A 16390-nucleotide genomic window follows, 5' to 3' on the forward strand; every position below is an offset into this window, starting at 1 on the left:
TTGCTGGGTAGCTATGTAGGGAAGGGATAAACGCTGAAAGCATCTAAGTGTGAAGCCCACCTCAAGATGAGATTTCCCATTTCTTTAAGAAAGTAAGATCCCTGAGAGATGATCAGGTAGATAGGTCAGGAGTGGAAGTACAGTGATGTATGGAGCGGACTGATACTAATCGATCGAGGACTTAACCACATTGGTAAAGAAAAAAACTCGGTAGAGTTTACGAAATACTTCAAATCCAGTTTTGAGTGAGCAAAAGCAAACTCAATAATGATAACACCACAGTGTGGTGGCGATAGCGAGAAGGATACACCTGTAACCATGCCGAACACAGAAGTTAAGCTTCTTAGCGCCGATTGTAGTGAGGGGTTGCCCCTTGTGAGAGTAGGACGTCGCCACGCGGTTTATATAAACCCCATAAGTTTATCTTATGTGTGTGTTCGTTGTAAAAAACGAACAAGGTGATTCCGGCATAGCTCAGTTGGTAGTAGCGCATGACTGTTAATCATGATGTCGTAGGTTCGAGTCCTACTGCCGGAGTATTTAGACACGATAGAATTTCTATCGTGTTTTTTTGTCTTTATATATTTTGGGCACAGTATAGGACTAGTTAATTTATCAGTGCGATTGAACAATAGGTTTTTCTTACTGGATGCGATTAGTCTGGTATTTCAAAAGATAACTTTTAACAAAAGGAATAGTTTAGGCGGGAACTGAGCAGATGGTTCGCTTCATAGAAAGAAACGTGCTAGCATCGTAAGGTAATGAGAGTTGGAGGTGGAAGGTAATATGTATTTAAAAATCTCTGAAAAAGCGCAGGAAAGATTAGAAAAGTATATCCAAGAAGGTGCCACCATCATTCTTGACCTAGATGATGGTGTGGGTAAGTATTCTAAGATGGGTGTGTGTTCGTTAGATACGAGCTTCCGTCTATTGTTATTAGCTAGCAAACAAGAGAAAACAGACTATCCAATGAAGATTGACAGTGATATGGGAGCCATTTATATCAAAGACTATTCAAAAATGTACATGGATGAAACGATGACGTTAACTTTAGACCCCCGTTTAAATAGTTTTAAACTTGAATCCCCTAGTGGAACTTTGGATAACCAAGTCCCTCTAGTTGATTTACGCCCTTAAAGACATGCAGTTGTGACAGCAGTGTTTAGCACTGAGAAATAAGCTGGAGAATCCAAAAATAGTTCTTCTTATTTTTTGGATTCTCCAGCTTATTTTCGATACTACTTGGAACATCGTAGATCAGAGGATGCGAAAAGAGCGTTTTGATCTGAGCGCTCACTAAGTAGAAACTGCGATGAGTAATTGCAGGGCCAATAAGGATGGGGATCTTGAAACAGCTTCTCATATTATGAAAAATTCAGGCTTATTGCAAGGAGTGGTTGATTGAACACTGTTTACTCGTTATTAGAGTAAACGTAAGATTTATATCTAAGGCTCTAGTCCTTTACGTTTATTTACAACTATCTATTCATTACAGCTTAGTTTTATTAGCTATAAAATCATATAGTATTTAAAAAAATGAAGATAAAAAACAACGTAACCTTATTGTTAAAACAACAGGTTACGTTATCTAAGTAAGCCACTTGCCGGGCTTGAACCGGCGACCTCTTCCTTACCATGGAAGCGCTCTACCAACTGAGCTAAAGCGGCATGATTTCTTAATACAAGTAATAGAATAACGAAAATAATCAATTTTGTCAATATCTAAAACAAAAAAATTTGGTTTCATAGGATGATCATTCTAAATTGTATAAATAACAAATTTTGTGCAGTGATTTTTGTGAAAAAACAAAAAAATATGTAAAAAAAGTATTGCGTTATTTAAGATAAATTGATATTATATACATGTACTTGATTCCGGCATAGCTCAGTTGGTAGTAGCGCATGACTGTTAATCATGATGTCGTAGGTTCGAGTCCTACTGCCGGAGTACTTCAACCACAGCCTCTAAGCTGTGGTTTTTTTGTTATTCTCAAAAACTTTTGAGAATAACAAAAAAGGGTTGTCGTGAGGGGGATTCAGTCGATTTGTTGTAACGATTAAAAGTGAGTCGTTGTATTTCAAACCACTTAAGGGTAGAATTAAAGATATATTTTTGATTGGAAGGATGATTGGATGAAAGCTATTACACCTGAAATGACGAAAAAATTTGCAAAAGGTTTTGAAGAAAACAACAAGCAACAAGCTCTACAAAGAGCGGTAGTAAAAAATGGGATCACCGCTTCTGCTGAAAATGTGGCTGCCCATGTGTCTAATACACCGGTTTTTTCAATTGATTTATCAACGGGAAAGGTTTCAAATCAGAAACAATCTGGTCGTTGCTGGATGTTTGCAGCATTAAATACTTTCCGACATAAATTGCTCAATCAATTCCATTTGAAAGAATTTGAATTATCACAAAACTATACGTTTTTCTGGGACAAATATGAAAAAGCTAATTATTTTTATGAAAATATTATCGCAACAGGGAATGATGCCTTAGATAGCCGAAAAGTAGCCTTTTTATTAACAACCCCACAACAAGATGGCGGACAATGGGATATGATCGTTTCCCTCTTCCAGAAATATGGTGTAGTTCCTAAATCTGTTATGCCAGAAAGTGCAAATAGCTCAAATTCACGAGATTTAAATAATTACTTGAATAAATTGTTGCGTAAAGATGCGACGGTCTTACGTGAAATGATTGCTGGTGGTGAAACTGCTGAAGCGATTCAAGCAAAAAAAGAGGAAATGCTAGAAGGAATCTATCAATTTTTAGCCATCTCCTTAGGAACACCACCAAAAGAATTTGATTTTGAATACCGTGACGAAGAAAACAATTATCATATTGACCAACAGCTTACACCTCAACTCTTTTATGATAAATATATTGGTGTAAAACTAGATGATTACGTTAGCATCATCAATGCACCGACAAAAGACAAACCTTTTGATCGTTCTTACACTGTAGAAATGTTAGGGAATGTGGTTGGCGGGAAAGAAGTTCGTTATTTGAACGTAGATATGTCAACGTTTAAACAGTTGGCTATTGCCCAACTGGAACAAGGAGAGTCTGTTTGGTTTGGTTGTGATGTCGGACAATCTTCAACTAGAGATAGTGGGGTCATGGCACTGGATGTTTACGACATGGATGACTTATTCGATGTAGATTTTACGATGACTAAAGCACAACGTTTAGATTATGGTGAAAGCTTAATGACCCACGCGATGGTATTGACGGGAGTCGATCTTGTTGATGGGAAATCAACGAAATGGAAAGTCGAAAATAGCTGGGGAGAAAAAGTTGGCAATAAAGGATTTTTTGTAATGAGTGACGATTGGATGAACGAATACACGTATCAAATCGTTGTTCGCAAAGATTTGTTGTCGAAAGAGCAACTCCAAGCCTTCAATGAAGAACCAATCGTTTTAGCTCCTTGGGATCCAATGGGCGCATTGGCTTAAAAAAACTGATTCTACTCAAAGTATGAAGAAAATAGACGAATTGGTGTTTCAGATTACTGAAAAAGAAAGTAAATGAGGGATTGAAAGAAAGAGAGGTTAGTCTTCGAAATTAGTAGGATTGCTAATTCTGAAAGAAGCCTCTCTTTTTTTGTCTATAAATATGAGCAATGGACTTTTACTGTTGAACAAAGAGTTACTAGACTCATTTTCTTTGTTTTAGATTCTCTGTGATATAATGATAGCTAACAAATAGGTTGGAAAAGCATGTAAGGAGGAGTAGAGATGAATATTCAGTCGGTGTTAGCAGAAATCCAATTAGAAGGCAAAGTGATACCTATCACTGGTGGGGACGTTAATCAAACGTATCGAATTGAAGAGCAAAATAAATCATATTTCTTAAAGCTTCATCCTAATATTGGAAAGTCTTTTTTTGAAGCGGAAGTGGATGGGTTAAAAGAACTAGCTCCCTACGTTCGAGTACCTGAAACTTACATGCTGGGTGAACAAAAAGATGGTGCCTATCTTTTGATGGAATGGATCGAACCTGGCAAAGGAGATCAAAAAGATCTAGCCGTTTCTTTGGCGAAATTGCACAAGGTAACCGCTCCTCAATTTGGGTATCGAAAGGATAACTATTTAGGGACCGTTCCGCAATTCAATCATGTGGAAGAAGATTGGTGGCTTTTCTTCTTTAAAAATCGTCTAGAAAGTCAAATTGCTTTGGCACAAAAAAACAACCATTGGAATCAAAACCGCCAAGAAACATTTATTTCTTTTAAGCAATACGTGTTAGAAAACTTTAGTGATAAAAAGATTGTCCCTAGCCTCTTGCATGGCGACTTGTGGAGTGGTAATGTGTTCTTTGATCAGCAAGGAGAACCAGTCTTCGTTGATCCAGCCGTTTCTTACGGTGATCGTGAGCAGGACATAGCTATGAGCCAGCTGTTTGGTGGGTTTCGTCCAGAGTTTTTACAAAGTTATCAAATGGTCTATCCTTTGGAAAAAAATTGGGAAAAGCGATTGCCGATTTACCAGTTATATTATTTGTTAGCCCATCTAAATATGTTTGGGGAAAGTTATGGTTCACAAGTGGATCAATTATTAGCGAAAAGATAAGAGGAGGGTGTTTTTTTGGCAAAGAGATATACAAAAAAACATGAAGTTTCATATTATGAATGTGACATTAATCAGACCATGACATTTCCATCAATGTTAGGAATCGTGATCAAGACATCGGAAGATCAAAGTGATGCGCTTGATTGTGGTAGTAAATTTGTCAATAGTTTTGGACTGACTTGGGTCATTACCAATTATTCAATGACAATCACTCGTTTGCCAAAAGTAGGAGAGACGATTTCTATAACAACACAAGCCATGGAGTACAATAAATTCTTTTGTTATCGTAATTTTTGGATTCATGATGAAGAAGGCACAGAACTGGTGAAAATAGAATCAGTTTTTGTATTAATGGATTTTGTGAATCGGAAAATGAGTAGTGTCAATGAGGAAATTATTGCGCCGTTTGAAAGCGAAAAAATCAAAAAAATCAAACGGCAAGAAAAAATAGAAAAGATCGAATCGGGCATGATGTTACCTTATCGCGTGCGTTTCTATGATATCGATAGTAACCAACATGTGAACAATGCCATGTATTTCAACTGGATTATTGATGTCTTAGGCTATGATTTCTTGACGACACATGTACCAGAAAAAGTTTTGATCCGTTTTGACAAAGAAGTGGAATATGGCAATGAAATTGAAAGTCATTATGAACAAGTAGAGATGGAACATGGTGTGAAAACAAGACATGAAATCAGAATGCAAGAACAACTCTATTGTGAAGCAAATATCACTTGGAAAAATAAATAAACAGCTAATAGCAAACGATGTTCCAATCGGAAAGAAGTTGTCGCAGAAGTGTCTAGCTCTGGGAAATAAGCAGGAACAACAAGCGGAAAAGAGAGTGGGACAATAGTCAGAAAAAAATCTGATTATTGCCCCATTTTTTTTTTGATTTTAAGGTACACAAAAAGCACACAACCTTGTATGATTAAAGTGCCTAAACAAAAATCAAAGGAGTGTGCCTTATGTTTAAAAAATTATACCATCAACCAAACAACTTTACCACTAGATGTAGAACATTATATTCCAGAAACGGATGTTGCCTTTGCGGTTCACTCGTTAGTAGAAGCAATCCCGCAAGCGCTCTTCAACCAAATTGAACAACAGCTGGGACGTCCAGCCTATCACCCCAAAATGATGTTGAAAATTCTTCTTTATGCCTACACGCAACGTGTTTTTTCTGGCAGAAAGATCGAATTTTTATTAGACGATAGTTACCGTATGCGTTGGCTAGCCAATCATGAACAAGTGAGTTACCGCACGATCAATCGATTCAGAAGTCAGGAAACGACAGCTCAGCTTCTAGCAGAGGCTTTTTGTGTTGTTTCGCCGTCAACTGATAACCAATCAAGTGTAGATAATGAAGCCATCTTCGTTGACGGTACGAAAATTGAAGCAGACGCCAATAAGTTCAGCTTTGTTTGGCGTAAAGCCACCACTCGGTATGAACGGTTGTTAGATGAAAAATCAGAAGCTTTTTATCAAACGCTTTATCAAGAGGAAATTCTTCCTTGCTTAAAAGAAGAAAGTCAATCCGATGGATTGACGAGCGGACCAGTTAGAAGAAGTCGCTCATCATTTAGAAGCTGAACTCCATGAAACACAAGTACAATTAACACATGAAAAAATGCAAAGAAAAGCAAAAGTMMAACTAAAAGAAAAAAARRAAGAATAGTATAAAAATATCTCCGACAGGTACAAACGGATTATCTGCCAAGAAAACAAAAGTATGAACGGTATGCTCAACTATTTCAAGAACGAAATAGCTTTTCAAAAACAGATACTGATGCCACCTTTATGCGGATGAAAGACGATTATATGCGAAATGGACAGCTCAAGCCAGGTTATAATTTACAAATCGCCACCGAAAATCAGTATGTTTTGAGCTATGAATTATTTCCAAATCCCACAGACACCAAAACATTGAATCCATTTTTTAGACAGTTTTTTAGACCGACATAAGGAGTTACCGGAGTACATTGTGGCAGATGCAGGGTATGGTAGCGAAGAAAATTACATGTATATCAACGATGTTCTACATAAAACTCCCTTAATTACATATGGCAGTTATCACAAAGAAAATAAAAAGAAGTACAAGGATAATCCGTTTAACGTGGAGAATTGGCGTTATCTTGAAGAACAAGACACCTATATTTGCCCAGCGAATCGTCCGGTACCGTTCAAAAATTATAGTCGCAGAAAAGATAAAGGTGGCTTTATTCGAGATTTCAAAATCTATGAATGTGAGGATTGTCGGAACTGTTCAGTTCGTCGTCAATGTACGCGTGCGAAAAGTGAACAAAAGCGAAAAATTCAAGTAAATAATAATTGGCGCTATTTCAAAGCAGAATGCAGAAAAAAGCTTTTAGAGGAGAAAACTGGTTCGATTTATCGGAAACGAAAAATGGATGTCGAACCCGTGTTCGGACATCTAAAGGCTCATTTGGCGTTCCATCGTTTCCATTTGCGTGGGAAACAAGGAGCAACGATTGATATTGGTTTGGCACTGATGGCATTAAATTTAAGAAAATTAGGAAAATATATGGAGAGGAAAGTGCGCAAAAACAGAAAAAATAAGTTCGATTTTGACAATAAACATCAAAATCGAACTTATTTTCTTTTTGAGAAAGAACTATTGTCCCACTCTCTTTTTTGATTGATTGCCGAAGTGCTGAATAATAAAGAATTCTTTAGGTGTTCATACTTTTGGACATTCTAACATGGAAATAAGACTTTTGGATATCCAGTAATAGGTAAGGATCGATAACCTTCCATGATTGAAAAAAGAATGCGCAAAATTGGTTCAATTGCTAAACGAACTCTGGATTTTTTTAGAACGGAATTTTAATGTCAGGAATTTTCGTATGTGATTTAGCTATAACTTATTGAGTAATAAACGAAATCAATGATTGATCTTTTAACCCGTGATTCAAGGCAATCAGTAGTTTGATGCGAGCTTTTTGGCTATTGATGCTATTACAAAAAATAATCCCCATGTTTGCTAATTCTTTTCCGCCACCCTCGTAGTCATAAACAGGTTCTGCTATCCCATTAAAACACCGGGAAACTAAGACCACTGGGATTTTTTGTACTAATAATTTTTTCAAAGCTGTTACAGCTTGTGGTGGTAAATTGCCAGCTCCTAAAGCTTCGATCACTAGGCCATCTACTTTGGTATGGGCGATAGCTTCTAATAGATCACCTTGCATCCCCGCATAAGCCTTAACGATTGGGATCGTACCATTGACTGAAGTGATATCTAAGCGTGTAGTTTCTAGTAATTCTTGCATAAATAAGATCCGATGTTTTGTTACTAGACCAATTGGACCTAATGTGGGTGTACGAAAAGTGGCAACATTTGTCGTGTGGGTTTTGGTCACGTAACGTGCGGAGTGGATCTCATCGTTCATTACGACCAATACACCTTTTCCATTTGCTTCCTTACAACTAGCGACTCGAATAGCACTCTCGAAATTGTACAGCCCATCGCTCCCTAATTCGTTGCTGGATCGCATAGCGCCAGTTAGTACGATCGGCAGTTTATCTCCAATCGTCGTGTCTAAGAAAAAGGCGGTTTCTTCTAACGTATCTGTTCCATGAGTGATTACAACACCGTCAAACCCCAAATGATAGGCTTCATTAATCCGATTTTTTAAAATTAACATATGTTTAGGCATGATATGAGGTGAAGGAAGATTAAAGATATCTTCTATTACTAAATCAACATCTTCTGGAATTTCAATTTCAGCATCTAGCAAAGGATTCACAACATCAGGACTCACTCCACCAGTTAAAAGATTTTCTCTCATGGCAATCGTTCCGCCAGTGTGTAAAATTAGAATTTTTTTCATTTTTTTTCGGACTTCCTTACATATAATTTTGCATAGGCTTTAACGCTTATTGTATACTATATGAAAGAGTTTTGCTATCCGTGGCATTGAGCAATGAGTAGTAAATCTCACTATACATAGTTGATTTTTGGATGGAAAAGCAAAGGTGGCTTGAAATGATACGAATCGGATTAACCTCATTTAAAGAACATGATAAATTGACTGGAAAAAAGAATAACACACTTTATGAGTATGCTAGATATTTGCCATTAGTGGAGCTTGATACAGCTTACTATGGAATCCCAAGACGAACTTCGGTAGAAAAATGGGTGCAAGAGGTTCCAAATGATTTTCGTTTTGTTGTTAAGGCGTATCAAGGGATTAGTGGTCAAAGAGACTGGGAAAAATATTATCAAACAGAAGAAGAAATGATTGCTAAATTTCTGGAAGTAATGAAACCAATGAGTGATGCGAACAAGCTTTTTTGTTTTTTAGTCCAATTTCCAGCTTCCTTTAAATGCACCAAGGAAAGTGTACAATACCTACGTAAGCTTCGAAAATGGTTTGCTGGCTATCCGGTAGCAATCGAACTTCGGGACTTTTCGTGGTACAGCGAGGAATTCGTTGAGCGCACGAGAAGCTTCATGACTCGAGCAGAATTTTCTTTGGCAGTAATTGATGAACCACAGTTGTTAAACACAACAGTTCCTTTTGACCCATTCATCACGAATCCAGACTTTGCTCTTTTCAGGTTTCACGGAAGAAATGCTCAAGGTTGGCAGGCCAATGATAAAGATTGGCGTAAAAAAAGAACTCTTTATCGCTATTCTGAGCAGGAACTGAGAGAACTAGCAACTGCTATTGACTCTGTTAGCTCAAAAACGAAAGAAATCGGAATTATCTTTAACAACAATTCTGGTGGAGATGCTGCAGAAAATGCGTTAGCTTTACAAAAAATATTAAAAATAAAACCGGAAGGCTTAAACCCACAACAAATGGATTTATTTTAGAGAGGGAGCGTTGAATGATCAAAGCAATTTTTTTTGATATTGATGGCACATTAGTCAACGACCGTTCAAAAGCACTTGCTTCGACTAAACGTGCGATTAGCTATGCTAGAAAAAATGGGATATTGTGTGGTGTAGCAACTGGGCGGAGTCCAGTTAAAATCAAAGAAGTGATTGATGAATTGGAATTAGATATGTATGTTGTCTATAATGGACAATTGGTATTTACTGCCGAACGAACGATTGTAGATCAACCATTTGATCAAGTCGTTTTAAGTAAGATCGTGGAATATGCTGATAAGAACCATCGCCAGATCATTTTTGGTGGAAGAGATCAACTAGCTGGTTCGACCACGATGCTATTAGGACAGTCGATTTTAATCAAACGTTTAGTTAGTTTATTACCAAAAAAATTTCCCGTTCGATTGATGAAAAAAGGACTGCAAATGTTTAGCCCACATCGACAGAAAAAGCGATATGAGGCACTGGAGATTCTTGATGAGCCAATTTACCAATGTATTTTATTGAGTCAGGAATCAGAACAAGAAAAATTAGAAGAGCGGTTTCCGGAGTGCAGCTTTCAACGGTCCAATGCGTATACCGTTGATATCATTCCAAAAGGTGGCTCAAAGCTTTCAGGAATTGCAGCCTTTGCCAAAGACATGGGGATCGAAATGACCGAGATCATGGCATTTGGTGATCATTATAACGACATTGAGATGCTGGAAGGTGTCGGAATCGGGGTTGCTATGGGGAATGCTCAAAAAGAAGTTAAGCAAGCTGCTGATTATGTGACGGATACCAATGAAAAAGACGGAATTTATCAAGGACTGAAGCATTATGGTTTGATTTACTAAAACAGTTGATAGACTAGACTTCAGTAAAAATGTTAAGAGAAGTAAGAAAAGAAGGTAGAAAAAGATGTCTGAGAAAACACCCTTTCAACAAGTAGAAGAGTTTCATAAAATTTTTGATCCTCGTTCACCTGATGTACCGACTGCATTTTCGAAACAAGCAGCCATTTATCGTGCAGAATTTAAAATCGAAGAATTAGTCGAATTGATTGCGGCCAATTGTCAGGGAGATCAGGAACAATTACACGAAGGAGTAACAGCTCTTCACGAAGCATTAGAGAAAGCAGAACAAAAAATGTTGACTAAAAAAGAATGGGGACAAGCACCTTTGATCGAGCAAGTCGATGCTTTAACCGATCTTTTATATTTTACTTATGGTTCTTTTTCATTATTGGGTGTTGATCCTACGAAGATATTTGAGATCGTTCACCAAGCAAACATGGGGAAATTATTCCCAGATGGTAAACCACATTATCATCCGGTCACGAGTAAGGTATTAAAACCTGATAACTGGGAAGAGCAGTGTGCCCCTGAACCTAAGATCGCCAAAGAAATTCAACGGCAAATCGCTCAAGCGACTCGAAAGAAACAGTCTTGAATAGACGAAACAAACCAAAATAAACCGGCGTTTCATACTGGTTATGCTATTTTCTAGGTAGGAATAAAAGATTTTCGATGAAGTTAGTGAATGCTTAAAAATTGTGTGTTATAATTTACAATAGATGTCTTTTGCACGGAAGACGTATTTATTGTTTTATGCACACAAATTATTTAACTAAGCATAAAAAATAGATGCATATTGAAAACGGAGGTACCTTAAATGGGAAATAATGTTATCATCGGAATCGTCATAGCAATCATTATAGTCGCCCTAGTCGTCTTTTTGGTTAGTTACTATATGAAGAAAAAAACCAAGATCGATTGGACGCCTTGGAAAAGCGCAAGGAAGAATTATTCGACTTGCCTGTGATTGAAGAAGTCGATGATGTTAAAAAAATGCATCTGGTGGGGCAAAGCCAAAATACCTTTCGTGAATGGAGTCAAAAATGGAATGACATATCCACTTCCTCGTTTGCTGAGTTAGAAAGTCAAATTTTTGAAGTAGAAAATCTTAATGAGAGTTTCCGATTTTTAAAAGGTAAAAAAGCTGTGATCGAAGCAGAAAAAACCATGGACCAAATGGAAAAGAAAGTTTCTGAGATTCGTGATGGACTAAAAGAGTTACGTGAAACAGAAGAACGTAATTCACTAGCGGTTCAGCAAGCTTTGGATGTCTATGAAGAACTGAAAGAAACAATCAGAGAAGATGAGCAAGAATACGGTCCTGCGTTTCCTGAATTACAAAAGCAAGTCAAGATGATCGAAAATGAATTCACGCAATTTGTTGCATTGAATACTTCAGGTGATCCTGTTGAAGCTCGAGAAGTTTTGGATAAAGCAGAAAAACATACGTATGAAGTTGAAGCTTTGATGAAAAAAGTTCCGCCGCTATTTGAAGATTTGAACACTACTTTCCCAGAACAACTGGAAGAAATCCAGCAAACTTATGAAAAATTGATGCAGGAACAATATGTTTTCCCAGAAGAAGATCTTGTTGGTGAGATTGAAAAAGTAAGCCATCGTATTGAAAGTTCATTAGCAAATCTTGAAAAAACAGAAGTTGAAACGGTTGAATTCGAGAATCGTGAAACTGCTAGTATGATTGATTCGCTCTACGACATTCTAGAGCGGGAAATGGAAGCCCAAAATTATGTCACAACCAATCAAGCAACCATTGAACAATACATCAAACATGCCACAAAAAACAATCGTCAATTATTGATTGAGTTAGATCATACTGCTCAAAGTTATGCGTTGAATCATAATGAAATTGGTCGAGTACGCGGATTCCAAACAGAAGTGGAAGAAATCGAACGTCAAAACGAACAGATGAAACCACAAATCCAGCAACACTTGCTACCATATTCTGAAGTACGGACTTTCTATAAAAAAGTATTCAAAGTTTTAGAAGATATCGAAAACCAACAAGTTGAAATCGATGACTCACTACACGAGTTAAGAAAAGGTGAAAAAGAAGCGCAAGAAAAAATCGATACTTTCGAATTTAAATTGCGTAATTTAAAACGTTTTGTGGAACAACAACGTTTGCCTGGTCTACCAAATGATTATTTAGAATTTTTCTTTGTGGCAACTGATCGGATTGAAGAGCTAAGTATCGTGCTAAATAAAATCAGAGTCAATATGGAAGAAGTCAATCGCTTAGTTACGTTATGTGAAGAAGATTTAGACTTACTTGATAAGAAAACGCATGATTTAGTGGATGCTGCAGCACTGACAGAACAAATGCTACAGTATGCAAATCGTTATCGCCACACACATGAAGAAATCAGAGAAGCAATTGATAAAAGTTATTACTTATTCAATAAGGAACATCATTATCAAGAAGCTTTGGACGAGATCGGTACAGCACTCGAACGTGTTGAACCTGGTGCTTTCAAGAGAATTGAAGATTTTTATTTTAAGAATCCTGATTTAGTTTAATAAAACTAACTAAAAAGGCAACACTGGTCAATCCACCAAGTGTTGTCTTTTTTCGTGTTCAATTACACGAAACTTTCTGAAAAAACAACCTCCTCTTGAAAGCAATTGGGACAACCGTTATAATAGTAAAGAATTTCAAAAAAGAGGGGTTTCTTATGATATATTTTGATAATAGTGCGACAACCCCAATCTTTCCGCAAAGTTTAGATGCCTATATAAAGACAAGTCAGCGGATTATTGGGAATCCGTCAAGTTTGCATGATTTAGGCAATCAAGCAAACCGTTTGTTACAACAAGCTAGAAAACAAATTGCTGAGCTGATCACTGTTACTCCAGATGAAATTTATTTTACTTCTGGTGGGACAGAAGGCGATAATTGGGTACTTAAAGGGACGATGATTGAAAAACGTGAATATGGAAACCACATGATCATCTCTGGGATAGAACATCCTGCTGTAAGTGAAACAGCTGAACAACTTAAATCTCTAGGGGTAGAAGTTAGTATAGCGCCAGTAAATAATCAAGGATTTGTCATTGTTGATGAATTGAAGAAACTAATTCGTAAAGACACGGTGTTGGTTTCAATCATGGCAGTCAATAACGAAATTGGATCAATCCAACCAATTTTAGAAATCAGTGAGTTGCTAAAAGAATACCCTAAAATCCATTTTCATGTGGATGCTGTGCAAGCAATCGGAAAAGTTTCTTTATCTGAATGGCTGACCGAAAGAGTTGATTTTGCGACGTTTTCAGCTCATAAATTTCATGGACCACGGGGTATAGGTTTTATTTATTGGAAGAAGGGACGACGTTTAGCACCGCTTCTTAATGGCGGTGGCCAAGAAAAAAATCAGCGAAGTGGAACAGAAAATGTTCCTGCGATTGTCGCAATGGCGAAAGCCTTACGAATTGCACTGGATCGAAAACTTCAAAAGCCAGATCACACCAAACATTTAAAAGAGGCATTGATCAACGCTTTGAAAGCCTATGAAAAAGTGACTATTTTTTCAGAGGGAGAAGATTATGCACCACATATCTTATGTTTTTCACTCAAAGGGATTCGAGGAGAAGTCCTTGTTCATGCGTTAGAAGAAAAACAAATATTTATTTCTACAACTAGTGCTTGTTCTTCTCGTAAACACCTTGCAAGTAGCACGTTGCATGCCATGCATGTGCCTGATGATTTAGCTACGTCAGCTGTTCGCATTAGTTTAGATGAAAGTAATTCTATGGCAGAAGTAGAACAATTTATGATCATTTTTAAACAATTATATAAGAAATTTTCAACCATCAATTAATCAATAAGGAGTGTTTTTGTGAAATATAGTGAAATCATGGTCCGCTATGGTGAACTGTCAACAAAAGGAAAAAACCGTAAAAGTTTTATTATGCAACTTGCTCAAAATGTTCGTCAAGCATTGAGTGATTTTCCCGAAATCAAGATCCATGCTGATCGTGACCGGATGCACCTACTGTTAAATGGTGCTGATAGTGCGTTAGTTATACCTAAATTGGCTAAAATTTTCGGTATCCAAAATTTCTCACCAAGTATTCGAATCGAAAAAGATGTTCAAAAGTTAAAAGATGCAGTTCAAGCTATCATGAAAGAAGTCTATACAGGAAAAGAAACCTTTAAAATTATTGCGAAACGTAGTGACCACGACTTTGAATTAACAAGTAATGAATTAAATCAAACGTTAGGAAATGCGGTGGTAGATATCTTCCCTGATATAGAAGCACAAATGCGTAAACCAGATATTCCACTACGGGTAGAAATCCGTCGAGATGCTGCTTACCTATCCTATGAAACGATTAAAGGAGCAGGCGGGTTGCCAGTGGGAACAAGCGGTAAAGGCATGTTGATGTTGTCTGGTGGAATCGATTCACCTGTGGCTGGTTATTTTGCCATGAAGCGTGGTGTCGAAATTGAAGCGGTCCACTTTGCTAGTCCACCTTACACGAGTGAGCAAGCATTACAAAAAGCAAAAGATTTAACAGCAAAATTGACTCCTTATGTCGGTAAAATCGAGTTTATCGAGGTACCGTTTACTGAGATCCAAGAAGAAATCAAGAAAAACATTCCACAAGGGTACTGGATGACGATTACTCGACGGATGATGCTGCGATTAACGGATGAGATCCGCCGATTACGCCATGGTTTGATTATCCTTAATGGGGAGTCTTTAGGACAAGTAGCTTCGCAGACCTTACAAAGCATGGTTGCTATCAATGAAGTAACGAATACGCCTATCATTCGTCCAGTTGCTACGATGGATAAATTAGAAATCATTGAAGTAGCTGAACAAATCGATACCTTTGAGCTTTCAGTCCAACCATTTGAAGATTGCTGTACGATTTTTGCCCCACCTCAACCAAAGACTCGACCACGCCTTGATAAAGTTCATCAATACGAAGAACGTTTACCAATCGAAGAAATGATCGAACGAGCTCTTTCTGGTTTAAAAATGGAAACGATCCATACAGCTACCGAAGCTGAACAAGTAGAAGAATTTGCTGATTTGTTATAAGAGTCTTGAAATTATCGTGGAGCTTTGACAAGAATAAGAAAGTAGATTGAACCGTTTTTTTATGTTTAATAAAACATACTTTAAAAACATTACTTTTTATTTGTTCTTACACTTATTTGAGGTTGAGACAAAAGTGTTCAGCATCAAGAAATAAGAAGGAATTTCCGAAAATTGATTCTCAAATTTTTGGTCAATTTCGGCTTATTTCCGAAGATGCTACTTTTGTCTCACCGTTTATTCGTTTTTAGAGATACTAGTAGAGACTGAGACAATTTTTGTCCCAGTCTTGTTGCTCTAAGAGAGGATAAATGATAAACTGACTATGTGAAGAAATTAACAAAGGAGTTTGAAGATGGGAGAAAAAATAGCGGTTTTACCAAAAGCAACAGCTAAAAGACTACCTTTATATTTACGTTATTTAAAAATGCTCAATGATTCAGGTGTGAAGCGGATTAAATCAAATGAATTTAGTCAAATCACCCAAGTACCTTCTGCGTCGATCCGTAGAGATTTTTCATATTTAGGTGAATTGGGGCGCAGTGGCTATGGTTATGAAGTGCCTTATCTGATCGAAGTATTTGATCGGATCTTAAAGACGGAAGAGGAAAAACGAATTGCCTTAGTTGGGTATGGGAATCTAGGGAAAGCTTTAAAGCACAATAATTTTAGAAGAAATGAAAATTTGAATATCGTCTGTGTATTTGACAATGACCCTAAAATCGTCAACCAAGAAATCGATGGTCAATTTATTTATCCAATCGAACAGTTTGGCGAAATCGTCAAAAAAGAAAAAGTAACAGTTGCGATTTCAACGGTTCCAAGTAAACACTCCCAGTCAGCAATCGATGAAATTGTGAAAGGTGGCGTATCAGCGATCTTAAACTTTGCTCCTGACCGAGTGATCGTACCCAAGCATGTGAATATTCAATACATTGATTTGACGACAGAATTGCAAACGCTTATATTTTTTAACGAGAAATATTCAGAAGTTTTTTTATGACAATCCATAGTTTTAGCGCTTAGAGCCAATGTTTCTAAGCGTTTTT

General features: G+C 37.2%; 11 protein-coding genes, 3 tRNA genes, 2 rRNA genes and 2 pseudogenes (1 of these 18 running past the window's edge). 16 read left to right on the top strand and 2 right to left on the bottom strand.

All coding sequences use genetic code 11. From position 1 onward, the window contains the following. From EHR_RS07215 to EHR_RS07230, 4 genes are all read left to right on the top strand, one after another. Positions 1–189, top strand: a 23S ribosomal RNA gene (locus EHR_RS07215) (it extends 2725 nt beyond the left edge of the window). A 93-nt stretch (positions 190–282) separates the two neighbouring features. Further along, positions 283–398: ribosomal RNA gene (gene rrf / locus EHR_RS07220) — 5S ribosomal RNA — on the top strand. Positions 399–463: 65 nt separating this feature from the next. Continuing rightward, a tRNA-Asn gene (locus tag EHR_RS07225) sits at positions 464–537 on the top strand. A 249-nt stretch (positions 538–786) separates the two neighbouring features. Continuing rightward, the gene (locus tag EHR_RS07230; RefSeq protein ID WP_010718741.1) at positions 787–1137 is read left to right on the top strand and encodes an iron-sulfur cluster biosynthesis family protein; all 351 of its coding nucleotides are present in this window, start codon (positions 787–789) and stop codon (positions 1135–1137) included. Positions 1138–1595: 458 nt separating this feature from the next. Here EHR_RS07230 and EHR_RS07235 read toward each other — a convergent pair. Beyond that, a tRNA-Thr gene (locus tag EHR_RS07235) sits at positions 1596–1668 on the bottom strand. A 206-nt stretch (positions 1669–1874) separates the two neighbouring features. Here EHR_RS07235 and EHR_RS07240 point away from each other — a divergent pair. The 5 genes and pseudogenes from EHR_RS07240 (at position 1875) to EHR_RS07260 (ending at position 7244) form a co-directional block, all read left to right on the top strand. Further along, positions 1875–1948 (top strand) — tRNA-Asn (locus EHR_RS07240). Between the two features lie 185 nt (positions 1949–2133). Then, positions 2134–3462: a C1 family peptidase gene (locus tag EHR_RS07245; protein ID WP_010718740.1), complete on the top strand. Its 1329-nt coding sequence runs from the start codon at positions 2134–2136 to the stop codon at positions 3460–3462. A 282-nt stretch (positions 3463–3744) separates the two neighbouring features. Beyond that, complete coding sequence (locus EHR_RS07250; protein ID WP_010718739.1) at positions 3745–4578, top strand: fructosamine kinase family protein; 834 nt, start codon at positions 3745–3747, stop codon at positions 4576–4578. A gap of 15 nt (positions 4579–4593) precedes the next feature. Then, positions 4594–5331 (top strand): acyl-ACP thioesterase domain-containing protein, encoded by a 738-nt coding sequence (locus EHR_RS07255; RefSeq protein ID WP_010738075.1) that lies wholly within the window; start codon positions 4594–4596, stop codon positions 5329–5331. A gap of 177 nt (positions 5332–5508) precedes the next feature. Next, positions 5509–7244 (top strand): annotated as a pseudogene (locus tag EHR_RS07260) (IS1182 family transposase). A 222-nt stretch (positions 7245–7466) separates the two neighbouring features. Here the strand turns inward: EHR_RS07260 and EHR_RS07265 are convergent. Beyond that, positions 7467–8435, bottom strand: coding sequence for an asparaginase (locus tag EHR_RS07265; RefSeq protein ID WP_010718737.1), 969 nt, complete (start codon positions 8433–8435; stop codon positions 7467–7469). A 155-nt stretch (positions 8436–8590) separates the two neighbouring features. Between EHR_RS07265 and EHR_RS07270 the strand changes: the two genes are divergently transcribed. From EHR_RS07270 to EHR_RS07300, 7 genes and pseudogenes are all read left to right on the top strand, one after another. Beyond that, entirely contained in the window at positions 8591–9424 is an 834-nt protein-coding gene (locus EHR_RS07270; RefSeq protein WP_010738073.1) for a DUF72 domain-containing protein, read from the top strand. 14 nt (positions 9425–9438) lie between these two features. Next, complete coding sequence (locus EHR_RS07275) at positions 9439–10278, top strand: Cof-type HAD-IIB family hydrolase (protein WP_010738072.1); 840 nt, start codon at positions 9439–9441, stop codon at positions 10276–10278. A gap of 64 nt (positions 10279–10342) precedes the next feature. Further along, positions 10343–10873 carry a pyrophosphohydrolase domain-containing protein gene (locus EHR_RS07280; protein ID WP_010738071.1) on the top strand — a complete coding sequence of 177 codons (531 nt, stop codon included), beginning with the start codon at positions 10343–10345 and terminating at the stop codon, positions 10871–10873. A gap of 222 nt (positions 10874–11095) precedes the next feature. Beyond that, positions 11096–12816 (top strand): annotated as a pseudogene (locus EHR_RS07285) (septation ring formation regulator EzrA). 155 nt (positions 12817–12971) lie between these two features. Then, positions 12972–14114, top strand: a complete 1143-nt coding sequence (locus EHR_RS07290) for a cysteine desulfurase family protein (RefSeq protein ID WP_010738070.1) — start codon at positions 12972–12974, stop codon at positions 14112–14114. Between the two features lie 18 nt (positions 14115–14132). After that, entirely contained in the window at positions 14133–15344 is a 1212-nt protein-coding gene (gene thiI / locus EHR_RS07295) for a tRNA uracil 4-sulfurtransferase ThiI (RefSeq protein WP_010718731.1), read from the top strand. A 352-nt stretch (positions 15345–15696) separates the two neighbouring features. Then, positions 15697–16344, top strand: a complete 648-nt coding sequence (locus EHR_RS07300; RefSeq protein ID WP_010718730.1) for a redox-sensing transcriptional repressor Rex — start codon at positions 15697–15699, stop codon at positions 16342–16344. Positions 16345–16390 lie beyond the last annotated feature (46 nt).

It is taken from the genome of Enterococcus hirae ATCC 9790 (assembly GCF_000271405.2).
Classification (GTDB): domain Bacteria; phylum Bacillota; class Bacilli; order Lactobacillales; family Enterococcaceae; genus Enterococcus_B; species Enterococcus_B hirae.

Excerpts from the sequence above, each read along its gene's own strand:
- EHR_RS07300 (WP_010718730.1), top strand. The coding sequence starts at position 15,697 with ATGGGAGAAAAAATAGCGGTTTTACCAAAAGCAACAGCTAAAAGACTA.
- EHR_RS07265 (WP_010718737.1), bottom strand. The coding sequence starts at position 8,435 with ATGAAAAAAATTCTAATTTTACACACTGGCGGAACGATTGCCATGAGA.
- EHR_RS07290 (WP_010738070.1), top strand. The coding sequence starts at position 12,972 with ATGATATATTTTGATAATAGTGCGACAACCCCAATCTTTCCGCAAAGT.
- EHR_RS07250 (WP_010718739.1), top strand. The coding sequence starts at position 3,745 with ATGAATATTCAGTCGGTGTTAGCAGAAATCCAATTAGAAGGCAAAGTG.
- EHR_RS07270 (WP_010738073.1), top strand. The coding sequence starts at position 8,591 with ATGATACGAATCGGATTAACCTCATTTAAAGAACATGATAAATTGACT.
- EHR_RS07230 (WP_010718741.1), top strand. The coding sequence starts at position 787 with ATGTATTTAAAAATCTCTGAAAAAGCGCAGGAAAGATTAGAAAAGTAT.
- EHR_RS07280 (WP_010738071.1), top strand. The coding sequence starts at position 10,343 with ATGTCTGAGAAAACACCCTTTCAACAAGTAGAAGAGTTTCATAAAATT.
- EHR_RS07275 (WP_010738072.1), top strand. The coding sequence starts at position 9,439 with ATGATCAAAGCAATTTTTTTTGATATTGATGGCACATTAGTCAACGAC.
- EHR_RS07245 (WP_010718740.1), top strand. The coding sequence starts at position 2,134 with ATGAAAGCTATTACACCTGAAATGACGAAAAAATTTGCAAAAGGTTTT.